Origin of the sequence: Pseudomonas inefficax (assembly GCF_900277125.1) — a bacterium.
Taxonomy (GTDB): domain Bacteria; phylum Pseudomonadota; class Gammaproteobacteria; order Pseudomonadales; family Pseudomonadaceae; genus Aquipseudomonas; species Aquipseudomonas inefficax.
Genome location: NZ_OPYN01000150.1, coordinates 21915 through 45722 on the forward strand (window position 1 = coordinate 21915; position 23808 = coordinate 45722).

Sequence of the window (23808 nt, forward strand, 5' to 3'; positions counted from 1 at the left end):
ATACCGTGCGGTTCCTGTGGGAGCGGGTTTACCCGCGAATGGGCCCGGAAAAGCAAATCGCATAATTCAACTTTATGTGTAAAAATGCACAAAACGTTGAATTTGCGATCTGCCATGTCCATGACTCCCAACGAAGAACGCCAGCTAACCCTCACCGTCCTCAAGGCCGCCATCCAGGCCCTGGGCAGTGTTGCCGCACGCAACATGGAGATCCTCCTGCACGACCTCGATCACCCGGAACACTCCGTGGTGGCGATCGTCAACGGCCATCTTTCCGGCCGCAGCGTCGGTAGCCCGATCCTCGCCGCCCCGGAACAGGACCAGGGTTTCAAGGCACTCATGCAGGCCTCGACCGACCAGCACGGCTGTGAGCCGGTGGTGCTGCCCGATTACCCAACGACGCTCAAGGGCCGCACACTGCGCAGCGCCACGGCGATCTTCCGCGACCGCAACGGTCACCCGTTCGCCAGCCTTTGCGTCAACACCGACGTCACCGGCCTGGATGCCGCCATGAATTTCCTCCAGCAACTCCAGCCGCTGGGGGCCACGCCTGCCGTCAGTGAGCCCGCCGACATGGAGCTGCTGATGAGCGAGATCATCCAGGCATCCCTGCAGCGCAGCGGCCAGGGGCGGATGAACAAGCAGGCCAAGGTCGAGGCCGTGCGAATGATGCAGGAGCGCGGCCTGTTCATCGTCAAGGGCGGCGTGGAGAAGGCCGCCAGCGCCCTTGGAGTGACCCGCTACACCGTTTACAACTACCTCGAGCAACTGCGCGGAGCCAGCCAATGACCTTGCATATCCATACCCCCCTGATCGAATCCCGTCCGCTGTCGCTGGCTGCGGGCAGCAACGTCTGGCTCAAGCTCGATGCACTGCAGCCCTGCGGCTCGTTCAAGCTGCGCGGCGTGGGCCATGCCTGCGAGGTGCACCATGCCCGTGGCGCGCGGCATTTCGTGTCTTCCTCTGGGGGCAACGCGGGCCTGGCAGTGGCCTATGCCGGGCGCAAGCTGGGCGTGCCGGTAACTGTGGTAGTACCCGAGACCACCACCGATCGGGCCAAGGACCTGCTGCGCCTGGAGGGCGCCAAGGTGGTGGTGCATGGCAGCTCCTGGCAGGAGGCCAACGCCCTGGCACAGACCTTGGTCGGTCCGGATGACGCCTTCATCCACCCCTTTGACGACCCGCTGTTGTGGGCCGGGCATGCCAGCCTGGTGGATGAAGTCGCCGAGGCCGGCATGAAACCGGATGCCGTGGTGTTGTCGGTGGGCGGCGGCGGCCTGCTCAGTGGCGTGGTCGAAGGGCTGCAGCGCAACGGTTGGGGCGATGTGCCGGTGCTGGCGGTGGAAACCGAAGGCGCCGCATCGCTGCATGCTGCAATGCAGGCGGGGCATTCGGTGGAGCTGGAACGTATTGCCTCGGTGGCGACTTCGCTGGGGGCCAAGCGTGTGGCTGATCAGGCGCTGGTGTGCGTGCAGCAGCATCCGGTGCACAGCCACCTGGTCAGTGACCGCGCAGCGCTGGAGGCGTGCGAGCGATTCCTGCTGGACCACCGCGTGCTGGTGGAGCCAGCTTGTGGAGCGGCCTTGGCGTTGGCCTATGCACCGGGCGCCCTGGCGCAGTACCAGAATGTGCTGGTGGTGGTTTGCGGCGGGGCTACCGCCACGCTGGAGCAGATTCAGGCGTGGTTGCAGCAGGTTGATTGAGGTTGCCTGTACCGGCCTCTTCGCGGGCTTGCCCGCTCCCACAGCAACCGCGCACCTTCCGAGCCTCGCGCTAAACCTGTGGGAGCGGGCAAGCCCGCGAACACCGGCGGAGCCGGTGCCATCCAATACAACACTCATCGGATTCTCCTTGCGGCACCCAGTTGCTGATTACGATAGTCACATGCCGCTGTTCTACTGAGCCCGCCGCAACCGGAAAAATCACCTCGCAACGGCGTCAACCACGACGAAATGCGTAACCCACCCTTTCGGTCTGCGGCAAGTGAAGGCACAATGCGTGTCCTTTTTTTGGCCGGCCTGGCCGGGGGCCTCTAAATGATCAAGACGCCGTACTACCTCATCGATAAAACCAAGCTGCTGGGCAACATGGAGAAGATCGCCTACGTGCGCGAACACTCCGGTGCCAAGGCGCTGCTCGCCCTCAAGTGCTTTGCCACCTGGTCGGTCTTCGACCTGATGCAACAGTACATGGACGGCACCACCTCTTCGTCGCTGTACGAGCTCAAGCTCGGCCGCCAGAAATTCGCTGGCGAAACCCACGCCTACAGCGTGGCCTGGGCCGACGACGAGGTCGAGGAAATGCTCGAGAACTGCGACAAGATCATCTTCAACTCGATCGGCCAGCTGCAGCGCTTTGCCGAACAGTCCGAAGGCAAGGTCCGTGGCCTGCGCGTCAACCCGCAGGTCAGCAGCTCAGACTACCTGCTGGCAGACCCTGCCCGCCCGTTCAGCCGCCTGGGCGAATGGGACCCGGTCAAGGTCGAACAGGTGATCGAGCAGATCTCCGGCTTCATGTTCCACAACAACTGCGAGAACGGCGACTTCGGCCTGTTCGACAAGATGCTCACGCACATCGAAGAGCGCTTCGGTCACCTGCTGCACAAGGTCGAGTGGGTCAGCCTCGGTGGCGGCATCCACTTCACTGGTGAAGACTACGCGCTGGACGCCTTCTGCGCGCGCCTGAAAGCTTTCTCGGAAAAGTACGGCGTGCAGGTGTACCTGGAGCCGGGCGAAGCGGCCATCACCAACAGCGCCTCGCTGGAAGTGACCGTGCTCGATACTCTGTACAACGGCAAGCACCTGGCCGTGGTCGACAGCTCGATCGAAGCGCACATGCTCGACCTGCTGATCTACCGCCTCAACGCCAAGATGGCCCCCAACGACGGCGCGCACACCTACATGGTCTGCGGCAAGTCGTGCCTGGCCGGTGACATCTTCGGCGAATACCAATTCGATCGTCCGTTGGCCATCGGTGATCGCCTGTCGTTCGTCGACGCGGCGGGTTACACCATGGTCAAGAAAAACTGGTTCAACGGTCTGAAAATGCCATCCATCGTGGTCAAGCAACTCGACGGCAGCGTCGAAGTGGTGCGCGAGTTCGGTTTCGAAGACTACGTTTCCAGCCTGTCGTAAGACCGGCTTTCAGTAAGGAGCAAGGGATAAATTGAAGAAGAACGTTCTTATCATTGGTGCAGGAGGTGTCGCCAAGGTGGTGGCCCACAAGTGCGCGCAGCATAACGACGAACTGGGTCGTATCGCTATCGCGTCACGGAACATCTCCAAATGCCAGGCCATCATCGACAGCGTCAAGGCCAAGGGTAGCCTCAAGGTACCCGCCGACATCCAGGCCTTCTCGCTCAATGCTCTCGATGTCGAGGCAACCAAGGCGCTGATCCGCGAAACCGAATCGCAGATCGTGATCAACGTTGGTTCCGCCTTCCTCAACATGTCGGTGCTGCGTGCCTGCATCGATACCGGTGTCGCCTATCTGGACACCGCCATCCACGAAGAGCCGGGCAAGATCTGCGAGACCCCGCCGTGGTACGGCAACTACGAGTGGAAACACCTCGAAGAGTGCCAGGCAAAGAACATTACCGCCATTCTCGGCGTCGGTTTCGACCCGGGTGTGGTGAACAGCTACGCCAAGCTGGCGCAGCAACAGTATTTCGACAGCATTGACTCGATCGACATCCTCGACGTCAATGCCGGTTCGCATGGCAAGTACTTCGCCACCAACTTCGACCCGGAAATCAACTTCCGTGAATTCACCGGGCAAGTGTGGAGCTGGCAGAACAGCCAGTGGACCAGCAACACCATGTTCGAGGTCAAGCGTACCGACGACCTGCCGGTTGTAGGTTCGCAGAACCTGTACCTGACCGGCCACGATGAAGTTCACTCGATTTCGAAGAACCTCAACGTGCCGAACGTGCGTTTCTGGATGAGCTTCGGCGAGCACTATATCAACGTGTTCACCGTGCTGAAGAACCTGGGCCTGCTCTCCGAGCAGCCGGTGAAAACCGCCGAAGGCCTGGAAGTAGTACCGCTGAAAGTGGTCAAGGCCGTGCTGCCGGACCCAGCCTCGCTGGCCCCGGGCTACACCGGCAAGACCTGCATCGGTGACCTGGTCAAGGGCACCAAGGATGGCCAGCCGCGCGAAGTGTTCATCTACAACGTGGCCGACCACGAAGAAGCCTACGCCGAGACCGACAGCCAGGGCATTTCCTACACCGCCGGTGTACCGCCAGTGGCTGCCGCCCTGCTGGTCGCCCGTGGCGAGTGGGATGCCAAGCGCATGGTCAACGTCGAGGAGCTGCCAGCCGAGCCGTTCCTCAAGGCGCTGGACGTGATGGGCCTGCCGACCCGCGTCAAGGATGAAAAAGGCGATCGTCCGTGGGACGCTGAAGCCTAAGCCGCAACACAGAGAGGGCGCCGATATGGCGCCCTTTCTGTTTTTGCAGGCCCGGCCTCTTCGCGGGTAAACCCGCTCCCACAGGCCTTTCACAGGTCTTGAGTATTGTGGTGTCCCTGTGGGAGCGGGTTCACCCGCGAAGAGGCCGGTGCAGGCTTCAGCCACCCTGCCCGGCCAATTTGTCCAGCAGCGCTTTGGCCAGGGCCTTGTCCGAGAACGGGTTCTGCCCGGTAATCAGCTCACGGTCCACCACCACATTGGGTTGCCAGGCCTTGGCATAGCCCATGTCGCCCCCTGCCATTGCCATGGCGTTGGCCGGGTAGAACAACAGCCGCTGGTCCTCGAGCGAACTTTCGAACACCTGCTCCTCCGGGTCGGAGAAGATGGTCATCTTGTAACCCTTGTACAGCCAGTCATTGGCTGCCGGCTTTTCACCACGCGCCAGCGCCGACTGGTAGCTCGCCGGGTCCTGCTGGGCCGAGAGCAAGGCGATGGGGCCATGGCAGATGGCGGCTGTGGGCTTGCCGGCCTGATGGAAATGCCGCAGCAAGGCGCCCACGTCCGGGTTGTTGGCCAGGTCGATCAACGGCGCATGGCCGCCGGGGATGAAAAGCCCGGCATAACGGCCCAGGTCACCTGCCAGTACCTCTTTCACCGACAGGGTATCGTCAATACCCGGCAGGCCTTGCACGACCTTCTCGATCCGGCGCATCTCCACCGCATCGCCGGCAAAGTAGCGCGGGTCGATCGACCGCTGGTCGACGCTCGGCGCATTACCCTTGGGGGTAACCAGCACCAGCTTGTAGCCAGCCTTGAGCAACTGGTCGGCAGGCACGCCGAACTCGTTGAGGTAGTAGCCGGTGGCGTAGCGCTTGCCGTCCTGCAGCGGCAACTGGTTTTCGCTGGACAGCAGCACCAGCACTTCACCCTTGGGTGCGGCATGGGCGCCGGCTGCAAGCAGGGTGCCGGCAACAGCCAGGGCAAGCCGGGATATCTTGGTCATGCAACATTCTCCTGATCAGGCAAATAGCTGTCCGCTCATGTTGGCGGGATGCGTTCATGCTAATGGCAAGGCTATGATTCGATAATTCGAAAGCTCTCATGCCTGTGATCCAGAAAATGAATATCTCCAGCAAGGACCTCAACCTGCTGTACCTGTTCCACGTGCTGTATCAGGAACGCAACGCCACCTTCGCCGCCCAGCGCATGGCGCTGAGCCAGCCCGCCCTCAGCCACAAGCTCAACAAGCTGCGCCATCAGTTTGGCGACCCGCTGTTCGTCCGCGCGCCCAGGGGCCTGACCCCGACACCACGTGCCCACGAACTGGCGCCCGAGGTAGAACGCCTGGTAGTGGGCCTGGAAGGTTTCTATGAACGCTGCGAAGGGCAGGACTTCCTCGCCCGCCCTGCCCGCCTGCACTTGTACAGCACCGATTTTGTCGAGCAGACCCTGTTGCCCAGGCTGCTGCCGATCCTGCGCAGCCAGGCACCGAACCTGACGCTGGTCACCCACAACACTCGCGGCCAGCTACCTCGCGAAGAACTGGAGAAAGGCACCTGCGACCTGGCCGTTGCCGGGTTCTACACCGGCCTGCCGGAAACCTTCCACCAGCAGCGCCTGCTCAGCGAACACTTGGTAGTGCTGGCCTCGCGCAGCCATCCGGGCCTGGAAAACGGCCTGGACCTGGATACCTTCCTCGCCAGCGACCACCTGCTCACCACCCTCACCGGCGACCTCGATGGCCTGGTCGACCGCGCCTTGCGCAGCCAGGGCATGCAACGACGGGTCGTGGCTGGCCTGTCCAGCTTTGTAGCCCCCACGCGCCTGCTGCGCGGCACCGACCTGCTGCTCACATGCCTGAGCTCGCTGGCCATCGAAGCCACCGAGCGTGATGACGACCTGCTCATGTACCCGCTGCCGCTGACATTGCCCGCAATCGAGGTGATGCAGATCTGGCATGAACGCACCCACGCCGACCCCTTGCGGCGCTGGTTCCGCCAGCAGCTGTGGAACGTCGCCCAAGAAGCAGCGGCCTGCGCAAGTAACAATATCTAAACAACGATGTGACATTTTTTTACAGCTTTCTCGCCAAGGAGCTGTCGAATGAAGGTCACGGTTTTCGGTACCGGCTATGTCGGCCTCACCCAGGCGGTATGCCTGGCCCAGGTGGGGCATTCGGTGTTGTGCATGGATGTCGACGCCGAGCGGGTCGCTAGCCTCAATGCAGGCCATTGCCCGATCTTCGAGCCCGGCCTGGCGCCGATGCTGGAGAAGAACCTGGCCTGCGGTCGCCTGCGCTTCACCACCGACGCCAGCGAAGCGGCCAACTACGCCAGGTTGCAGTTCATCGCCGTCGGCACCCCGCCACAGGCCGATGGCAGCGCCGACCTGAAGCACGTGTTTGCCGTGGTCGACAGCATCCTCGAACATGCCGACGGCCCCAAGCTGATCGTCAACAAATCCACCGCGCCGGTCGGCACGGTGCACCGCATCAAGGCACGCATCGCCCAGGCCGTGGCCGATACCAGCCGCTTCCATGTCGTCAGCAACCCCGAGTTCCTCAAGGAAGGCTCGGCTGTCGATGACTGCATACGCCCGGAGCGCATCATCATCGGTGGCGCGGAACCCGCCGAAGTAGAACTGCTGCGCGAGCTGTACCTGCCGTTCAGCCGCAACCGCGAAAAGCTCATGGTCATGGATGCGCGCAGCGCCGAACTGACCAAATATGCGGCCAACTGCATGCTGGCGACCAAGATTTCGTTCATCAATGAAATCGCCAACCTGGCCGAGCACCTGGGCGCCGATATCGAAATGGTGCGCCGCGGCATCGGCTCGGACCCGCGCATAGGCTACGACTTCATCTATGCCGGCTGCGGCTTTGGCGGCTCGTGCTTCCCCAAGGACCTGCAAGCCCTGCGCCGCAGCGCCGAGGCCGAAGGCTTCGAACCGCAGTTGCTGCGTGCGGTGGAATCGGTCAACGAGCAGCAAAAGGGCCGGCTGTTCAACAAGATCCAGCGCCACTACCCACGTGGCCTGCGGGGCAAGGTCTTCGCCTTGTGGGGGTTGTCGTTCAAGCCCAATACCAATGACATCCGCGAGGCCTCCAGCCGGGTCCTGCTGGAAGCGCTGTGGGCCGCCGGCGCGCGGGTGCAGGCCCATGACCCGCAGGCCATGGAAGAAATCCAGCGGCATTATGGCCCGCGCACCGACCTGCAACTGGTGCCGTGCAAGGACGATGCACTGCGCGGCGCCGATGCCCTGGTGATCGTCACCGAATGGCAGGACTACCGCGTGCTCAACCTCGACCAGGTGCCGCAACAGCTAGCCGACCGGGTGGTGTTCGACGGGCGCAACCTGTTCGAACCCGAGCACATGGCCGCCGCCGGCCTGACTTACTACGGCATCGGCCGTGGCCAGGTGCAGCCAGCATGCCCGTACTGATTACCGGCGTGGCGGGTTTCATCGGCTACCACGTTGCACGGCGCCTGTGCGAAGCAGGCATCGAGGTGGTTGGCATCGATAACCTCAATACCTATTACAGCGTCCAGCTGAAACTGGCGCGCCTGCAGCAACTGTTCGGCTTTGCCAATTTTCGCTTCCACACACTCGATATCGCCCACCCGAACGAACTGCAACAACTGTTCGCCGGCCAGGCGTTCAGTGAGGTGATCCACCTGGCGGCGCAGGCCGGGGTGCGCTATTCGCTGGACAACCCCGGCGCCTATGGCCAGGCCAACCTGGTCGGCTTTCTCAACATCATCGAGGCCTGCCGCCAGCAGCCGCCCCGCCACCTGATCTATGCCTCCAGCAGTTCGGTATACGGCGCCAGCGCCAAGCTGCCGTTCAGCGTCGACGACCCGGCCGAACAACCGCTGTCGCTGTATGCCGCCAGCAAGCGCGCCAATGAACTGATGGCGCACAGCTACGCACACCTGTACCAGCTGCCGACCACCGGCCTGCGTTTCTTCACCGTGTACGGCCCCTGGGGCCGCCCCGACATGGCGCCGTTCAAGTTCACCCGCGCCATGCTCGAGGGCCGGCCGGTCGAGGTCTACAACCACGGCATGATGGGGCGCGACTTCACCTACATCGACGATATCGTCGAGAGCATTGTGCGCCTGCGCCTGAAGCCGCCACTGCCGGCCGAGGGACAACCGCCTTGCCAGCTGTTCAACATCGGCCGAGGCCAGCCGGTACGGCTGCTGCACTTCGTCGAATGCCTGGAGCGTGCCTTGGGCATCAAGGCCCGACGCGACTACCTGCCGCTGCAAGCGGGTGACGTGCTGGAGACCTGGGCCGCCGCCGGCTCGCTGGCGCGCTGGATCGATTACACCCCGGGCACATCGCTGGAACGCGGTGTCAACGCCTTCGTCGGCTGGTACCGGGATTTCTACCGGGTTTGAGCCGCGCCTCACAACAAGCACAGGTAGCCTCATGACAGATCCACTTGACCTCTCGGTGCTCATTCCCGCCCGGAACGAGGTCGACAACCTGCCATCACTGCTGATGGAAATACGTACCGCACTGGCGGCTGAAGACTTTGAAGTACTGGTGGTCGATGACGGCAGCAGCGACCGCACCCTGAGCGTACTGCAGCAACTGAAAAACCAGGGCTACACGCAACTGCGCATCCTCCGTCACGAGCAGTCGCTGGGCCAGAGCACTTCGCTGTGGCATGCCGCCCAGGCTGCCCGCGGGCGCTGGCTGGCAACCCTGGACGGCGACGGCCAGAACGACCCGGCGGACATCCCCGGCATGCTGGCCCTGGTACGTGCCAACCAGGACCTGGCCGGTGGCGTCAAGCTGGTGGCCGGGCACCGGGTCAACCGCCGCGACAGCGCCAGCAAACGCTGGGCCTCGCGGCTTGCCAACGGCCTGCGCAGCCGCTTGCTCAAGGACGCAACGCCAGACACCGGCTGCGGGCTGAAACTGATCGAGCGCGCGGCCTTCCTGCGCCTGCCCTACTTCGACCACATGCACCGTTTCATCCCGGCGCTGATCCTGCGCCATAACGGCCGCATGCTGGTGCACCCGGTCAACCACCGGCCACGTCAGGCCGGGGTGTCCAAGTACGGCAATCTGGACCGCGCCCTGGTCGGCATCCTCGACTTGTTCGGGGTCTGGTGGCTGATCCGGCGCACCCGCCTGGACACGCGCCCCCAGGAGTTCGAAGGATGACCCGCGAAACCCTGTGGCTGGTCATCGGCTTCGCCGGCCAGGCCGTATTTACCGGGCGTTTCGTGTTGCAATGGCTGTACAGCGAGTTCAAGCGCCGCAGCGTGATCCCGGTGGGGTTCTGGTACCTGAGCATGCTCGGCAGCGCGTTGCTGCTGACCTATGCCATCTATCGCCAGGACCCGGTGTTCATCATTGGCCAGGGCTTCGGCTTGCTGGTCTACCTGCGCAACCTGCAACTGATCGCCCGACACCAGGAACAGAAGGAATAGCCCTTGCCAAGGTTCAGCACGCTCGGGGCCGAACGCCTGGCCCTGGTTGCTCTCGCCGTGTTGCTGGTGGGCGCGGGTATCGGCTGGCGCCAGCCGATGAATGTGGACGAGGAACGCTTTCTCGGCGTCGCCCTGGAAATGCTGCAGGGCGGCAACTGGTTCATCCCGCACCGGGCGGGGGAAATCTACGGCGACAAGCCGCCGCTGTTCATGTGGACCGTGGCCCTGTTCAGCCACCTCACCGGCTCGCCCAAGGTTGCCCTGTACCTGCCAGGGCTGCTGTCGGCGGCGACCATCACCTGGGTGCTGCATGACCTGGGGCGGCGCCTGTGGACCCGGCGCATCGGTGTGATCGCCGCCTTGCTGTTCCTGGCTACCTACCAGAGCTACAGCATCTTGCGCACCGGGCAGATCGACAGCTTCCTGTGCCTGTGGGTTGCGCTGGGATTCTACGGCATGCTGCGCCACTTGCTGCTCGGGCCGGCCTGGGGCTGGTTCTACCTGGCCTGCGCGGCCATGGGCCTGGGTATCATCAGCAAGGGCGTGGGCTTTATCCCGGCGCTGCTTCTGGTGCCCTATGCCTGGGCGGTGCGCCACCACTGGCACGGGGTGGTGGCCATGCCCGGCCAGGGTTGGCGCTGGAGCCTGGGGCTGCTGTGGCTGCTGTCCGGTTGCGCGGTGTGGCTGCTGCCGCTGCTGGTATCGATTGCCCATGGCGGTGGCGCGGCAGAGCTGGCCTACCTGAAGGAAATCCTGCTGCGCCAGACCGCCAGCCGCTATGCCAATGCCTGGGACCATCGCGAACCGTTCTGGTACTACTTCGTCAAGGTCATCCCCAAGTACTGGCTGCCACTGGTGCTGGCCCTGCCCTGGCTGATACCGGCCTGGCGCCGGCAGTTGCACAAACACGACGGGCGCTTCCTGCTGCTGCTCGGCTGGGTGGCGCTGGTACTGTTGTTTTTCAGCCTGAGCAGCGGCAAACGCAAACTGTATATCTTCCCGGCGCTGCCGGGCCTGGTGCTGGCCATCGCGCCACTGCTGCCGTGGCTGCTAAAGCGTTGGCTAGGGGGCCGGCCGGCCTGGCGCAAGGCGTTCACTGCCGTGGCCCTGGCATGGTTCGCGCTGTGGTTTGCGCGCGGCTTCGTCGAGCCGCTGAAGGAAGGCCGTAACCCGCATGAGACATTGATGACTGAAGCCGCTCGGGCTACCGGCGGCGCCGAGTTGGTGCTGGTCAACTGGCGCGAGGGGCATTGGTTGTTTGCCCGACAACCCATCGTGCACTTCGGTTTCACCGGCCAGTCCAGGGCGGATGCGGCCGTCTACTGGCTGCGCCACAACCCTGCGGCCTTCGCCCTGGTCCCGGCTTCGGAACTGGGCCGCTGCTTCAATGCAGGCAAGGCACGCAGGCTGGGCGAGACCTCGCGCGCCGAATGGTATGTGGTCGGTGCCGATGCCGATAACGGCCAGTGCCAGGCCACCGCCCCCAGCCATGTCTACCACTTCGCCTGGGTACGCCCTATTCCTGTGGGAGCAACTGTCCTGGATATCTCTTCAAGCCAGCACTGGCCCTTGTAGGAGCGGCCTTGTGTCGCGATGGGCCGCGCAGCGGCCCCGACAATCTTTGCTGCGAAGCTGAAAACCTGGGGCCGCTTCGCGCCCCATCGCGACACAAGGCCGCTCCTACAGGTACTGCACATGGCTTGAGGCCGGTGTGGCCTGTAGGAGCAGCCTTGTGCTGCGAAGAGGCCGGAAGGGCAAAAAATCCTCTTTGCCGGTAATGGCCTCTTCGCAGCACAAGGCTGCTCCTACTGATCCTGTGCATGCCTGGAAGCCGCTGCTGACAATATGGGAGATCGCGCCAACTTTCAGAATTGGAGCAAATCTTGCTCCTGCCTAGGGCGTAACGGCACTCTCAGGAGGATTCAACTGCAGCACCTCGTTGGTGTATGCCCACTCTTTCTGCACCTGCTCCGGGTGGTCGTTGAGGCGAATGCCGTAGGACGGGATGATCTGCCTGATCTTCGCCTGCCACTGTGGGGATGCCACCTTGTCCTTGAACACCTTGCCCAGCACATCGAGCATGATCGGCGGCGCGGTCGAGGCGCCAGGGGACGCCCCAAGCAAGCCGGCGATGCTGCCATCCCTGGACGTCACCACTTCAGTGCCAAGCTTGAGTACACCACCCAATGCTTCGTCCTTCTTGATGATCTGCACCCGCTGGCCCGCCTGCCACAGCCGCCAGTCTTCCTTCTTCGCCTCGGGGAAGTAGGTGCGCAACGCATCGAAACGGTCATCGTCAGATTGCAGCACCTGGCCGATCAGGTACTGCACCAGGTCGAATTCGCGTACCCCGACCCTTACCATGGGCCAGGCGTTGTGCACACTGGCGCTGGCGAACAGGTCAAGCAGCGAGCCCTGCTTGAGGAACTTGGTCGAGAAGGTGGCGAACGGCCCGAACAGGATCATGCGCTTGCCATCGAGCACGCGGGTGTCCAGGTGCGGCACCGACATCGGTGGCGCGCCGGTGGCGGCGATACCGTAGGCCTTGGCCATGTGACGTTGGGCGATGGCCGGGTTGTCGGTGACCAGGAACGAACCACCAACCGGGAAACCGGCATAGTCCTTGGCCTCGTCGATGCCCGACTTCTGCAGCAACGGCAGCGCTGCACCACCAGCGCCGATGAACAGGAACCTGGCGTCGGTGGCCGCGTTGCTGCCGTCCTTGAGGTTCTTGTATTCGACATGCCAGGAACCGTCGTCGTTGCGGGTGATGGCCTGCACTTCGGTCGACAGCTTGAGGTCGAAGTTCGGCCGGGTCTGCAGGTAACCCACGTACTGCCGGGTGATCTCGCCAAAGTTTACGTCGGTGCCGATCGGCGTCCAGGTCACGGCCAGTTTCTGGTTGGGGTCGCGGCCTTCCATCATCAAAGGTACCCACTTGCGGATCTGCTCGTGGTCCTCGGAGTACTGCATGGGCTTGAACAGCGGGCTGGCCTGCAAGGCTTCGTAGCGCTTCTTCAGGAAGCGAATGTTGTCGTCGCCCCAGACAAAGCTCATGTGCGGGGTGGTGTTGATGAAGGAATGCGGGTTCTTCAGCACGCCCTGCTTCACCTGCCAGGCGAGGAACTGGCGGGTGACCTGGAACGACTCGTTGATCTCCACCGCCTTGCTGATATCGACCTTGCCGTCCTTCTCCGGGGTGTAGTTCAGCTCGGCCAGGGCCGAGTGGCCGGTGCCGGCATTGTTCCAGCCGTTGGAGCTTTCTTCGGCGACCTTGTCCAGGCGCTCGACCATTTCCATCGACCAACCCGGCTCCAGCTCATTTAGCCAGATCGCCAGGGTTGAACTCATGATGCCGCCGCCCACCAGCATGACATCGACTTTCCGGGTTTCTGCGGCCTGGGCACCGAGCATGCCGAATGCCAGGGCCAGCCCGGTCAGCGCCAGTAACGGCTTGATGGTGATCTTCATAACGTCTCCCTTGCCTCGTTGCCATCCGTAAGTTCAGCCACAAGCTTAGATGACGGATTTGGTCGGGCATGGCTGTTGCACAATCACTTGCAATCCGTCACATCTCAAAATACTGTATGAATATTCAGTATTACAGGTCAGCCCCCATGCAACTCATCGCCAAACTCGGCATCCTTGCCGATGCTGCCAAGTACGACGCATCCTGCGCCAGCAGCGGCGCGCCCAAGCGCAACTCGCGCGGGGCTGATGGCCTGGGTGCTACCAATGGCATGGGCATCTGTCACAGCTACACCCCCGACGGGCGCTGCGTGTCACTGCTCAAAGTGCTACTGACCAACTTTTGCCTCTATGACTGCCAATACTGCGTCAACCGCCGCTCCAGCAACGTGCCACGCGCACGCTTCACCCCCGAGGAAGTGGTCCGGCTGACGCTGGACTTCTACCGGCGCAACTGCATCAGCGGGCTGTTTCTCAGCTCTGGCATCATCCGCTCGGCGGACTACACCATGGAGCAGCTGATCCGCGTCGCGCGGTTGTTACGCGAGGAGCACGGCTTCCGTGGCTACATCCACCTCAAGACCATCCCCGACGCCGACCCGCTGCTGATCGAGGAGGCCGGGCGCCTGGCAGACCGGCTCAGCGTCAACATCGAGCTGCCGACCGATGCCAGCCTGAAACGCCTGGCACCGGAGAAACAGGCGCATACCATTCGCCAGGCCATGGGCGTGATCCACCAGGGCCAACAAGCTGTGGCCCACGAGCCCAAGGCGCCGCGCTTTACCCCGGCCGGGCAAAGCACCCAGGTGATCGTCGGGGCCGACAGCACCGACGACAGCACATTGCTGCGCAATGCCGAATCGCTGTACCAAGGCTACGGCCTCAAGCGCGTGTATTACTCCGCCTTCAGCCCCATCCCCGACAGCCCCGGCAGCGTACCCCTCGCCGCACCACCGCTGCTGCGCGAACACCGCCTGTACCAGGCTGACTTCCTGCTGCGTGGCTATGGCTACAAGGCCGGCGAGCTGCTGGGCCAGAGCGGCAACCTGGCACTGGACATCGACCCCAAGCTGGCCTGGGCGCTGGCCAACCGCGAAGTGTTCCCACTGGATGTGAACCGTGCCGAGCCGGCGCTACTGGCACGCATCCCCGGCATCGGCCTGCGCAGCGTGCAGCGCCTGGTAGCCCTGCGCCGCGAACGGCGCGTTCGCTACGATGACCTGATCCAGTTGCGCTGTGTACTGGAAAAGGCGCGCCCGTTCATTGTCACCAGCGACTACCGCCCAGCCCAGGCCGAGCTGCGCAGCGGCCTGCTGAGGGCGCGCTTGCGTGAGCCGCAAGCGCCGGTGCAGATGGGCTTGTGGGGATGATCGCGCTCGACTGCGACGGCCTGTTCGCCACCTGGCGTGACCAGGCCCGGGTGTTGTTGGGGCATGGTATCGACCCGTCGCAGGTCACCTGGTTGCAAGGGCCGGTGGCAGATTTGCTGGCCGTACCGACCGCGTTGCCGGAAGGCGCCGGTCCTTTTCGCGCCAAGGTGCCAGCGGCGCTGCTGAGCCAGCTGGAACAGGCCGCCCGCTACCGTGGCGAGCAGCGCTGGAACCTGCTGTACGAGGTACTTTGGCGGGTGGCCCATGGCGACCGCACGGCAATGCTGGCAGGTGACCGATTGGGCAGTGAGTTGCAAAGGCGGATCAAGCAGGTCAATCGCGAATCGCACCACCTGCATGCGTTCGTACGCTTCGTGCCACTACCCGAAGTATTGGCTGAACAGCTGCACCTTGACCTGGTGGCCTATCACGAGCCGGCGCATGACATTCTGGAAAGCGCCAGTGCGCATTTCGCCGACCGCCTGGGGCGTTTGCGCTGGATGATTGCCACGGCGCACGACGGCATACGCTTCGATGGCCAGGCATTCGACTACCAGCGCCAGTGCCCCGAGCCCTGGCGCCAGTGGGCCCGCAATGCCGAAGACCCTGGCGCCGAGTTATGGCGAACCTACTATCGCCATACCTTCAACCCTGCCCGCCTCAACCCCGATGCCTTGCGCCTGCACATGCCCGGGCGGTTCTGGCGACATTTGCCGGAGGGCATGCTGATTCCGCAGCTCGAAGGCCAGGCCCGGCAAGGCAAGCAACGGGACGGCCAAGCCCTGGAAGTTGCCTCCCGGGCTGGCAAGCAAATCAGCAAGCCCATGCGGTAGTGGTTTCTCGAAGTGTGAGGAGCCCCTGTGGGAGCGGGCGTGCCCGCGAAGCAGCCAGAACCATTCTCAAGCCGAACGATCAGCCGCCACANCCGTCATAACCTGAGCCGCTGCCGACACGCAAAGAGGACGCGAAATGACCCAACCCGACCCGTCATACGTCAAATGGCTCGAAGACCGCGCCATGCTCAGGGCCTCCCAGCAACGCACCCACCTGTACTCGGGCCAGTCGCGCCTGTGGCAACAGCCCTACGCCGAAGCCCAGCCCCGCCGCGCCACTGAAATCGCTTCGGTCTGGCTGACCGTCTACCCCGATGCCATCATCGCCCCCGAAGGTTGTTCGGTGCTTGGCGCCCTGGCCCACGAGGCGCTGTGGAAGCGTTTGTCGGAGATCGGCATCCAGGGCCTGCACACCGGCCCTATCAAGCTGTCCGGCGGCATTCGCGGCCGTGAACTCACCCCCAGCGTGGACGGCAACTTCGACCGCATCAGTTTCGACATCGACCCGCTGTACGGCAGCGAGCAGGAGCTGATCCAGATGAGCCGCATGGCCGCCGCGCACAACGCCGTGACCATCGACGACCTGATCCCCTCGCACACTGGCAAGGGCGCCGACTTCCGCCTGGCCGAGCTGGCCTACGGCCCCTACCCGGGGCTGTACCACATGGTCGAAATCCGCGAGGAAGACTGGCCGCTGCTGCCCGAAGTGCCCGCTGGGCGCGACGCGGTCAACCTGCTGCCGGCCCAGTGTGACGAACTCAAGGCCCGCCATTACATCGTCGGCCAGCTGCAACGGGTGATCTTCTTCGAACCAGGGGTGAAGGAAACCGACTGGAGCGCCACGCCGCCGGTGACCGGTGTGGATGGCAAGACCCGGCGCTGGGTGTACCTGCACTACTTCAAGGAAGGCCAGCCGTCGCTGAACTGGCTGGACCCGACCTTCGCCGCCCAGCAGATGATCATTGGCGATGCCCTGCACGCCCTGGACTGCCTGGGTGCCCGCGGCCTGCGCCTGGATGCCAACGGCTTTCTCGGCGTGGAAACGCGCGCCAGCGGCACGGCCTGGTCGGAAAGCCACCCGCTGTCGATCGTCGGCAACCAGCTGATCGGCGGCATGATCCGCAAGGCTGGCGGTTTCAGCTTTCAGGAGCTGAACCTGACCCTTGACGACATCGCGCAGATGTCCAAAGGCGGTGCCGACCTGTCCTACGATTTCATTACCCGGCCGGCCTACCAGCATGCGCTGCTGACCGGCGACACCGAGTTCCTGCGCCTGATGCTCAAGGAAATGCACGCTTTCGGCATCGACCCGGCCTCGCTGATCCATGCCTTGCAGAACCATGACGAGCTGACCGTGGAGCTGGTGCATTTCTGGACGCTGCATGCCCATGACATGTACCTGTACAAAGGCCAGACCTTGCCGGGCGGCATCCTGCGCGAGCACATTCGCGAAGAGATCTACGAACGGCTGTCGGGCGAGCATGCGCCGTACAACCTGCGCTTCGTCACCAATGGCATAGCCTGTACCACGGCCAGCCTGATCGCTGCCGCACTGGGCATCCGCGACCTTGGGCAGATCGGGGTGGCAGAAACCGAGCTGATCCAGAAGGTGCACCTGCTGCTGGTCATGTACAACGCCATGCAACCGGGGGTGGTGGCGCTGTCCGGCTGGGACCTGGTGGGTGCCCTGCCCTTGCCCGCCGAAGCGGTCGCGCAGCGGATGCTCGATGGCGATACCCGCTGGATTCACCGCGGCGGCTACGACCTGGCCGGGCTGGAGCCGCAGGCCCAGTCATCGGTACGTGGCATGCCCCGAGCCCGGGCGCTGTATGGCAGCCTGGACAGCCAGCTGGAAAACGGCGATTCGTTTGCCTGCAAGGTGAAGAAACTGCTGGCGGTGCGCCAGGCCTATGGCATCGCCACCAGCCGCCAGGTGCTGGTGCCCGAAGTCAGCAGCCCCGGCTTGCTGGTGATGGTGCATGAACTGCCGGCCGGGCGCGGTATCCAGATCAGTGCGCTGAACTTCGGCCAGGAAGTGATTGCCGAGGAGCTGCAACTGACCGGGTTCACGCCGGGGCCGGTGGTGGACATGATCAATGAAACAGTCGAAGGGGATTTGACCGAGGATGGGCGGCTGATGGTGAACCTGGACCCGTATGAGGCGCTGTGCCTGCGAATCGTCAACAGCAGCGGCCATGTCTGAATTGTATTCGCCCCATTGCCTTCGCCGGTGAAGCTCTGAACGGCAGCCACGCGATACCTGTGGGAGCGGGCGCGCCCGCGAACACCGGCGTAGCCGGTGCCATCCACCGCGTCGCCTGCTTCGCGGGCATGCCCGCTCCCACAGGGACCCCGCCAGCTGAAGGAATGCGCCATACCTGTGGGAGCGGGCGCGCCCGCGAACACCGGCGCAGCCGGTGCCATCCATCGCGTCGCCTGCTTCGCGGGCATGCCCGCTCCCACAGGCCCCCCGCCAGCTGAAGGAATGTGCTGTACCTGTGGGAGCGGGCGCGCCCGCGAACACCGGCGTAGCAGGTGCCATCCACCGCGTCGCCTGCTTCGCGGGCATGCCCGCTCCCACAGAGTCCCTCGTCAGCTGAAGGAATGTGCTGTACCTGTGGGAGCGGGCGCGCCCGCGAACACCGGCGCAGCCGGTGCCAGCCTCCGCGTCGCCTGCTTCGCGGGCATGCCCGCTCCCACAGGCCCCCCGCCAGCTGAAGGAATGTGCTGTACCTGTGGGAGCGGGTTCACCCGCGAACACCGGCGCAGCCGGTGCCATCCTCCGCGTCGCCTGCTTCGCGGGCATGCCCGCTCCCACAGGCCCCCCGTCAGCTGAAGGAATGTGCTGTACCTGTGGGAGCGGGCGCGCCCGCGAACACCGGCGCAGCCGGTGCCAGCCACCGCGTCGCCTGCTTCGCGGGTGAACCCGCTCCCACAGGATGCCGCGTGGGCTCCAAGTGCCCAGACAAATGGCCAGCTTGCTTTTACCGCTCCACGGGCATAGCGTTCGGAAGTTTTCTTTTCCGTGCCCAGGAGCAACTCCATGTACACCGGCATCGTCCAGGCCGTCCGCCCTCTGCTTGATGTGACCACTTACCCGGGCCACAACCAGTTCACCATCGACCTCACCCCGGAGCTACTCGACGAGCTGAAGATCGGCGCCAGCGTCAGTGTCGAAGGCACCTGCCTGTCGGTCACCGAGATCCACGGCACCCAGGTCAGGTTCGACGCCATGAGCGCCACCCTCGAGCGTACCAACCTGCGCAACTTCAAAGCCGGCCAGGGCGTCAACATCGAACGTTCGGCGAAGATGAACGCCGAAGTCGGCGGCCACCTGATGGCCGGCCACATCGCCACCACCGCCGAAATCGTCGAGCTGTCGATCAAGGAAACCGGTGCTTTCATCAAGTTCCGCATGCCACCGGAATGGGGCAAGTACGTGTTCCCGCGCGGCTTCATCGGGGTCAATGGCTGCAGCCTGACCGTAGCCGATGTCGAGGACAACGTGATCACCATCAACCTGATCCCGGAAACCCTGCGCCAGACCACCTTCCCTGACTACAAGGCCGGAGATCTGCTCAATATCGAAGTGGACCACCAGACTATGGTGCTGGTCGATGTAGTGGAGCGCACCATCAAGAGTACCCTGGCCCGCGAAATGCCTCGCTGAGTTCCCGAGCATGCTGCCCAACACCCTCCCCGCGCGCACAGCCAAGCGGCTACGCCTGCAGGTTCTGCGTGGTCGTGTCGGCCTTGGCCTGGTCGCCGGCCTGTCCGTACTGGCCGGCATGACCGATGCCATCGGCCTGCTGGCGCTTGGCGACTTCGTGTCGTTCATGAGTGGCAACACCACGCGCCTGGCTGTCGCCATCAGCGATGCGGACCTGGCCCTGGTGCTGCGCCTGAGTGCTGCGGTGCTGGGCTTCGTCGTCGGCAACGCCCTGGGCGTGCTGCTGGCGCGCGGTTTCCGCCGCCGGGCCTGGCCGGTGCTGCTGGTGGTCGCCGCCTTGCTGGCCTTTGCAGCCGCATGGCCGTTGGCAGCGACCTTTCCAGCGCTGCTCGCTGCCACGCTGGCCATGGGCATGATCAACGCTGTGGTCGAACAGGTGAACGGCCTGCCAATCGGCCTGACCTACGTCACCGGCGCCCTGTCACGCTTCGGTCGTGGGCTGGGGCGCTGGCTGCTGGGCGAGCGGCGCAATGGCTGGCGGGTGCAACTGGTGCCTTGGGCCGGCATGCTGCTGGGCGCCGCGCTGGGTGCCTGGCTGGAGCATCACCTGGGCCTGCAGGCGCTGGCCGGCAGCTGCGCGCTGGCCTGCGTGCTGGCCCTGGTGTCGCGGTTCATTCCGCGGACCTGGCAGCGTGGCTACATGCCATACTGATCACTCGATGCGCGGGTGCTGCTGAACAAGCAACTTGCGCTTGGCCTCCAGTTCGGCAATCTGCGCATCGATGTCCTCGATCCTTTGCTCGATGTTGTCATGGTGCTCCTGCAGCAACTCACGCGCTTCCTCGATATCCGATGCTGCCGGTGCCGCGCCGCGCAGCGGCTTGTTGGCGGTTTCCTTCATGGTCAGGCCGGTGACCAGCCCCACGGCGGCGATCACCATCAGGTAATAGGCCGGCATGTACAGGTTGCCAGTACTTTCCACCAGCCAGGCGGCGATGGTCGGGGTGAGGCCGGCAATCAGCACCGAGATATTGAAGGCGCTGGCGAGGGCGCTGTAGCGGATGTGCGTGGGGAACATTGCCGGTAGCGTCGAGGCCATCACGCCGATGAAGAAGTTCAGCAGCACGGCAATGATCAGCAGCCCGGCAAAGATCACCCCCAGTACGCCGCTGTTGATCAGCATGAATGCCGGGATGGCCAGCACGAACAGGCCGACGCTGCCGACGATGATGAACGGTCGACGGCCGAACTTGTCGCTGAGCAGCCCGATAATGGGTTGCACGAACAGCATGCCAACCATGATCGCGATGATGATCAGCACGCCATGGTCTTCGCTGTAGTGCAGGTTGTGCGACAGGTAGCTGGGCATGTACGTGAGCAGCATGTAGTAGGTGACGTTGGTGGCGATCACCACGCCGATGCAGGTCACCAGGCTGCGCCAGTGCTGGGTGGCCACCTCCCGGAACGATACTTTGGGCCCGGTCGCCAGGCCTTCGCGGTCACCTTTCTCCAGCTTGTCGACATGCTGCTGGAAGGCTGGCGTTTCCTCCAGCGCATGGCGCAGGTACAGGCCGATGATGCCCAGCGGCAAGGCGAGGAAGAACGGCAGGCGCCAACCCCATTCGAGGAACTTGTCCTCACCCAGCACCGTAGAGATCAACACCACCACACCGGCACCCAACACGAACCCGGCAATCGAGCCGAAGTCCAGCCAACTGCCGAGAAACCCCCGTTTTCGGTCAGGGGCATATTCGGCGACGAAGATCGACGCACCGGTGTACTCGCCCCCCACCGAGAAGCCCTGGGCCATCTTGGCCAGCAGCAACAGGATCGGCGCCCAGATACCGATGCTGGCATAGGACGGTATCAGGCCGATGGCGAAGGTGCTGAGCGACATGATCACGATGGTCGCAGCGAGGATTTTCTGCCGCCCGAACCGGTCGCCCAAGGCGCCGAAGAACAGCCCGCCCAGAGGCCTGATCAGAAACGGCACCGAGAACGTGGCCAACGCCGCGATCATCTGCACGCTTGGGTCGGCGTTGGGGAAGAATACCTTGCCCAGGGCGTAGGCGACGAAGCCGTAGACGCCGAAGTCGAACCACTCCATGGCATTGCCCAGTGCTGCCGCGGTGATTGCCTTGCGCATCTTGCCGTCGTCGACGATGGTGATGTCCTTCAGGCCGATTGGCTGGAGGTTTTTCTTGCGAGGTTTCATGTCCGTATCCCTGTCGATGAATGCTCTAAGGGATGAGATACAACGGGACACTAAATAATTCAGCGCTTACGGGTTTTTTGTGTTTTTCCTCTCAGCGGTTGCTGCGCGGGTAAAGAAAAGCCGCTGCGATGGCAGCGGCTTGCATGGGCAACGGCTCGCGGTCAGATGCCTTCGCGGGCCAAGTCCATGGCGAAGTAGGTGAGGATCAGGTCGGCACCGGCACGCTTGATCGCGCCAATGCTTTCACGCACCACCCGGCCTTCATCGATGGCGCCAGCCAGGCCGCCGAACTTGATCATCGCGTACTCACCGCTCACCTGGTACGCCGCCAGCGGCAGGCGGGAGGCGGCACGGATATCGGCGATCACATCGAGGTAGGCTCCGGCCGGCTTGACCATCAGCACATCGGCCCCTTCCTGCTCGTCGAGCAGCGACTCACGCACGGCTTCGCGGCGGTTCATCGGGTTCATCTGGTAGCTCTTGCGGTCGCCCTTCAGTGCGGTACCACCGGCTTCACGGAACGGGCCATACAGCGACGAGGCGAACTTGGTGGAATAGGCCATGATCGCGGTGTCGTGGAAGCCGGCACCATCCAGTGCGCTACGGATGGCCTGGACCTGGCCGTCCATCGCCGCTGACGGGGCAATGAAGTCGGCACCGGCAGCGGCGGCGATGACTGCCTGCTTGCCCAGGTTGGCCAGGGTGGCGTCGTTGTCCACGCCGTGGTCGTGCAGCACGCCGCAGTGGCCGTGGCTGGTGTATTCGCAGAAGCAGGTGTCGGACATCACCACCATTTCCGGCACGGTGTCCTTGCAGATGCGCGACATGCGCGCGACCAGGCCGTTTTCGTTCCAGGTGTCGCTGCCGACGGCGTCCAGGTTGTGCGAAACGCCAAAGGTCATTACCGACTTGATACCGGCGCGGGCATAGCGCTCGATTTCCTGCGCCAGCAGCTTCTCTGGGATGCGGTTGACGCCCGGCATGCTGGTGATCGGCACGAAGTCATCGATGCCCTCTTCAACGAAGATCGGCAGGATCAGGTCTTCAAGGCGGAACTCGGTTTCCTGGAAGATCGTGCGCAGGGACTCGTTCTGGCGCAGGCGGCGGGGGCGAACGGACGGGAATTGGTTGGACATGACAGCTCCAGGGAATTTGAACGGCGTATACCTTATGCCTGTCGCGCGCCAGTGAAAAGGCCAGATGACGAGATATTGTCTTGCGTCAAAGGCAATGGCTGCATTTTTCCTGTGCCGGCCTCTTCGCGGGCATGCCCGCTCCCACAAGTACAGCGCAGCCCTCAAGTATCGTGCGGTCCCTGTGGGAGCGGGCGTGCCCGCGAAGTGGCCGGCACAGGCAACACATCACTGAAGCCAGGGCGGCGCAGGCTCCTCTGCCCTAGCCTCACCATGCTCGGCCTCGGCGCGCGCCGCGCGGCGGCGGGCGTCATCCAGCCGGGCTGCGTCAATTTCGCGCATCACGCCACTTACGTCGGCTTCATGTTCGTCATCCTCGAACACGCCGGTCAATTCGCTGTCAGGCAGCAATTTGCCCGCCTCGTACAAGGCCCACATTTCCTGCGCATACCGGGTATTTTTCAACTCCGGCGCAAAGCGCCCGAAATAATGGGCCATGTTGGCCACATCGCGCTGCAGCATGCTGAAGGCGTGGTTGTTGGCCGCTGCATCCACCGCCTGCGGCAGGTCGATGATCACCGGCCCGTCCGGGCCAAGCAGCACGTTGAACTCCGACAGGTCGCCATGCACCAGCCCGGCACACAGCATCAGCACGATCTGGCGAATGACGAAAGCGTGGAACGCACGGGCATCCTCGGCCTCGAGGTGCACGTCGTTCAGGCGCGGGGCCGCGTCACCGTCGGCATCGGTCACCAGCTCCATCAACAGTACGCCATCCTGGAAATCGTAGGGCTTGGGAACCCTCACACCAGCGCCGGCCAGGCGGAACAGCGCCGCCACTTCGGCGTTCTGCCAGGCGTCTTCGGCTTCCTTGCGGCCGTACTTGCTGCCCTTGGCCATGGCCCGGGCCTGACGGCTGTTGCGGACCTTACGGCCCTCCTGGTACTCGGCCGCCTGGCGGAAACTGCGCTTGTTGGCTTCTTTATAAACCTTGGCGCAGCGCACCTGGTTGCCACAACGCACCACATACACGGCGGCTTCCTTGCCACTCATCAACGGCCGCAGTACTTCGTCGACCAGGCCGTCTTCGATCAGGGGTTCGATTCTTTTGGGTGTCTTCATCAGGCTGCGTTCGGGGTCCTGGCTGTGATGGCGGACATCCTCTCACAGCCTGAGGCGACTTGCTCGTCTGATCGGTCAACATCAGACCTTGTAGGAGCGGCCTTGTGTCGCGAAAGGGCCGCAACGCGGCCCCAGGGTTT

General features: G+C 63.6%; 20 protein-coding genes. 15 read left to right on the forward strand and 5 right to left on the reverse strand.

Annotated features, from left to right (window positions below):
* The first annotated feature begins 114 nt into the window (after positions 1-114).
* The 4 genes from JV551A3_RS16575 to JV551A3_RS16590 all read left to right on the forward strand — a co-directional run bounded on the left by JV551A3_RS16575 (position 115) and on the right by JV551A3_RS16590 (position 4410).
* The gene (locus JV551A3_RS16575; RefSeq protein WP_133972646.1) at positions 115-789 is read left to right on the forward strand and encodes a helix-turn-helix transcriptional regulator; all 675 of its coding nucleotides are present in this window, start codon (positions 115-117) and stop codon (positions 787-789) included.
* Positions 786-1703: a pyridoxal-phosphate dependent enzyme gene (locus JV551A3_RS16580; RefSeq protein ID WP_133972643.1), complete on the forward strand. Its 918-nt coding sequence runs from the start codon at positions 786-788 to the stop codon at positions 1701-1703. Before JV551A3_RS16575 ends, JV551A3_RS16580 begins: the two co-directional genes overlap by 4 nt.
* Before the next feature lie 333 nt (positions 1704-2036).
* A complete protein-coding gene (locus tag JV551A3_RS16585) occupies positions 2037-3134 on the forward strand; it encodes a carboxynorspermidine decarboxylase (RefSeq protein WP_112253510.1) in 1098 nt (365 codons plus the stop codon).
* A gap of 31 nt (positions 3135-3165) precedes the next feature.
* Positions 3166-4410, forward strand: a complete 1245-nt coding sequence (locus JV551A3_RS16590) for a saccharopine dehydrogenase family protein (protein WP_003248123.1) — start codon at positions 3166-3168, stop codon at positions 4408-4410.
* Between the two features lie 157 nt (positions 4411-4567).
* On the opposite strand, the gene JV551A3_RS16600 is transcribed toward JV551A3_RS16590, so the two are convergent.
* Positions 4568-5413 carry a type 1 glutamine amidotransferase domain-containing protein gene (locus tag JV551A3_RS16600; RefSeq protein ID WP_133972641.1) on the reverse strand — a complete coding sequence of 282 codons (846 nt, stop codon included), beginning with the start codon at positions 5411-5413 and terminating at the stop codon, positions 4568-4570.
* 116 nt (positions 5414-5529) lie between these two features.
* Between JV551A3_RS16600 and JV551A3_RS16605 the strand changes: the two genes are divergently transcribed.
* The 6 genes from JV551A3_RS16605 to JV551A3_RS16630 are packed head-to-tail and all read left to right on the forward strand — an operon-like array spanning position 5530 to position 11432.
* Positions 5530-6465, forward strand: a complete 936-nt coding sequence (locus JV551A3_RS16605; protein ID WP_133972639.1) for a LysR family transcriptional regulator — start codon at positions 5530-5532, stop codon at positions 6463-6465.
* A gap of 48 nt (positions 6466-6513) precedes the next feature.
* Positions 6514-7851: a UDP-glucose dehydrogenase family protein gene (locus JV551A3_RS16610; RefSeq protein WP_133972637.1), complete on the forward strand. Its 1338-nt coding sequence runs from the start codon at positions 6514-6516 to the stop codon at positions 7849-7851.
* The gene (locus JV551A3_RS16615; RefSeq protein ID WP_133972635.1) at positions 7839-8813 is read left to right on the forward strand and encodes an NAD-dependent epimerase/dehydratase family protein; all 975 of its coding nucleotides are present in this window, start codon (positions 7839-7841) and stop codon (positions 8811-8813) included. The genes JV551A3_RS16610 and JV551A3_RS16615 overlap by 13 nt, the downstream gene beginning before the upstream one ends.
* 31 nt (positions 8814-8844) lie before the next feature.
* Complete coding sequence (locus JV551A3_RS16620; RefSeq protein WP_133972633.1) at positions 8845-9588, forward strand: glycosyltransferase family 2 protein; 744 nt, start codon at positions 8845-8847, stop codon at positions 9586-9588.
* A complete protein-coding gene (locus JV551A3_RS16625; protein ID WP_112253505.1) occupies positions 9585-9857 on the forward strand; it encodes a lipid-A-disaccharide synthase N-terminal domain-containing protein in 273 nt (90 codons plus the stop codon). The genes JV551A3_RS16620 and JV551A3_RS16625 overlap by 4 nt, the downstream gene beginning before the upstream one ends.
* A 3-nt stretch (positions 9858-9860) precedes the next feature.
* Complete coding sequence (locus JV551A3_RS16630) at positions 9861-11432, forward strand: ArnT family glycosyltransferase (RefSeq protein WP_133972631.1); 1572 nt, start codon at positions 9861-9863, stop codon at positions 11430-11432.
* A 318-nt stretch (positions 11433-11750) separates the two neighbouring features.
* Here the strand turns inward: JV551A3_RS16630 and mqo are convergent, their stop codons facing one another.
* Positions 11751-13328, reverse strand: a complete 1578-nt coding sequence (mqo, locus tag JV551A3_RS16635) for a malate dehydrogenase (quinone) (protein ID WP_133972629.1) — start codon at positions 13326-13328, stop codon at positions 11751-11753.
* 146 nt (positions 13329-13474) lie between these two features.
* Here mqo and JV551A3_RS16640 point away from each other — a divergent pair, with 146 nt between their 5' ends.
* The 5 genes from JV551A3_RS16640 (at position 13475) to JV551A3_RS16665 (ending at position 19910) form a co-directional block, all read left to right on the forward strand.
* Positions 13475-14695 carry a putative DNA modification/repair radical SAM protein gene (locus tag JV551A3_RS16640; protein WP_112253503.1) on the forward strand — a complete coding sequence of 407 codons (1221 nt, stop codon included), beginning with the start codon at positions 13475-13477 and terminating at the stop codon, positions 14693-14695.
* Positions 14686-15528: a TIGR03915 family putative DNA repair protein gene (locus JV551A3_RS16645; RefSeq protein WP_133972627.1), complete on the forward strand. Its 843-nt coding sequence runs from the start codon at positions 14686-14688 to the stop codon at positions 15526-15528. Before JV551A3_RS16640 ends, JV551A3_RS16645 begins: the two co-directional genes overlap by 10 nt.
* Before the next feature lie 136 nt (positions 15529-15664).
* Positions 15665-17731: a maltose alpha-D-glucosyltransferase gene (gene treS / locus JV551A3_RS16650; protein WP_133972625.1), complete on the forward strand. Its 2067-nt coding sequence runs from the start codon at positions 15665-15667 to the stop codon at positions 17729-17731.
* 840 nt (positions 17732-18571) lie between these two features.
* A complete protein-coding gene (locus tag JV551A3_RS16660; RefSeq protein ID WP_133978972.1) occupies positions 18572-19198 on the forward strand; it encodes a riboflavin synthase subunit alpha in 627 nt (208 codons plus the stop codon).
* A gap of 10 nt (positions 19199-19208) precedes the next feature.
* Positions 19209-19910 (forward strand): YoaK family protein, encoded by a 702-nt coding sequence (locus JV551A3_RS16665; RefSeq protein ID WP_133978974.1) that lies wholly within the window; start codon positions 19209-19211, stop codon positions 19908-19910.
* On the opposite strand, the gene proP is transcribed toward JV551A3_RS16665, so the two are convergent.
* The 3 genes from proP to JV551A3_RS16680 all read right to left on the reverse strand — a co-directional run bounded on the left by proP (position 19911) and on the right by JV551A3_RS16680 (position 23668).
* Positions 19911-21413, reverse strand: a complete 1503-nt coding sequence (gene proP / locus JV551A3_RS16670; RefSeq protein ID WP_133972619.1) for a glycine betaine/L-proline transporter ProP — start codon at positions 21411-21413, stop codon at positions 19911-19913.
* A 161-nt stretch (positions 21414-21574) separates the two neighbouring features.
* Positions 21575-22549 (reverse strand): porphobilinogen synthase, encoded by a 975-nt coding sequence (gene hemB / locus JV551A3_RS16675; RefSeq protein ID WP_013972900.1) that lies wholly within the window; start codon positions 22547-22549, stop codon positions 21575-21577.
* A 225-nt stretch (positions 22550-22774) separates the two neighbouring features.
* Positions 22775-23668, reverse strand: a complete 894-nt coding sequence (locus JV551A3_RS16680) for a PA4780 family RIO1-like protein kinase (protein ID WP_133972617.1) — start codon at positions 23666-23668, stop codon at positions 22775-22777.
* Positions 23669-23808 lie beyond the last annotated feature (140 nt).

What these genes read in the sequence shown, in the direction of transcription:
- JV551A3_RS16575 (WP_133972646.1), top strand. Translation starts at nt 115, where the DNA reads ATGTCCATGACTCCCAACGAAGAACGCCAGCTAACCCTCACCGTCCTC.
- JV551A3_RS16580 (WP_133972643.1), top strand. Translation starts at nt 786, where the DNA reads ATGACCTTGCATATCCATACCCCCCTGATCGAATCCCGTCCGCTGTCG.
- JV551A3_RS16585 (WP_112253510.1), top strand. Translation starts at nt 2,037, where the DNA reads ATGATCAAGACGCCGTACTACCTCATCGATAAAACCAAGCTGCTGGGC.
- JV551A3_RS16600 (WP_133972641.1), bottom strand. Translation starts at nt 5,413, where the DNA reads ATGACCAAGATATCCCGGCTTGCCCTGGCTGTTGCCGGCACCCTGCTT.
- JV551A3_RS16605 (WP_133972639.1), top strand. Translation starts at nt 5,530, where the DNA reads ATGAATATCTCCAGCAAGGACCTCAACCTGCTGTACCTGTTCCACGTG.
- JV551A3_RS16610 (WP_133972637.1), top strand. Translation starts at nt 6,514, where the DNA reads ATGAAGGTCACGGTTTTCGGTACCGGCTATGTCGGCCTCACCCAGGCG.
- JV551A3_RS16615 (WP_133972635.1), top strand. Translation starts at nt 7,839, where the DNA reads ATGCCCGTACTGATTACCGGCGTGGCGGGTTTCATCGGCTACCACGTT.
- JV551A3_RS16620 (WP_133972633.1), top strand. Translation starts at nt 8,845, where the DNA reads ATGACAGATCCACTTGACCTCTCGGTGCTCATTCCCGCCCGGAACGAG.
- JV551A3_RS16625 (WP_112253505.1), top strand. Translation starts at nt 9,585, where the DNA reads ATGACCCGCGAAACCCTGTGGCTGGTCATCGGCTTCGCCGGCCAGGCC.
- mqo (WP_133972629.1), bottom strand. Translation starts at nt 13,328, where the DNA reads ATGAAGATCACCATCAAGCCGTTACTGGCGCTGACCGGGCTGGCCCTG.
- JV551A3_RS16640 (WP_112253503.1), top strand. Translation starts at nt 13,475, where the DNA reads ATGCAACTCATCGCCAAACTCGGCATCCTTGCCGATGCTGCCAAGTAC.
- treS (WP_133972625.1), top strand. Translation starts at nt 15,665, where the DNA reads ATGACCCAACCCGACCCGTCATACGTCAAATGGCTCGAAGACCGCGCC.
- JV551A3_RS16660 (WP_133978972.1), top strand. Translation starts at nt 18,572, where the DNA reads ATGTACACCGGCATCGTCCAGGCCGTCCGCCCTCTGCTTGATGTGACC.
- JV551A3_RS16665 (WP_133978974.1), top strand. Translation starts at nt 19,209, where the DNA reads ATGCTGCCCAACACCCTCCCCGCGCGCACAGCCAAGCGGCTACGCCTG.
- proP (WP_133972619.1), bottom strand. Translation starts at nt 21,413, where the DNA reads ATGAAACCTCGCAAGAAAAACCTCCAGCCAATCGGCCTGAAGGACATC.
- hemB (WP_013972900.1), bottom strand. Translation starts at nt 22,549, where the DNA reads ATGTCCAACCAATTCCCGTCCGTTCGCCCCCGCCGCCTGCGCCAGAAC.
- JV551A3_RS16680 (WP_133972617.1), bottom strand. Translation starts at nt 23,668, where the DNA reads ATGAAGACACCCAAAAGAATCGAACCCCTGATCGAAGACGGCCTGGTC.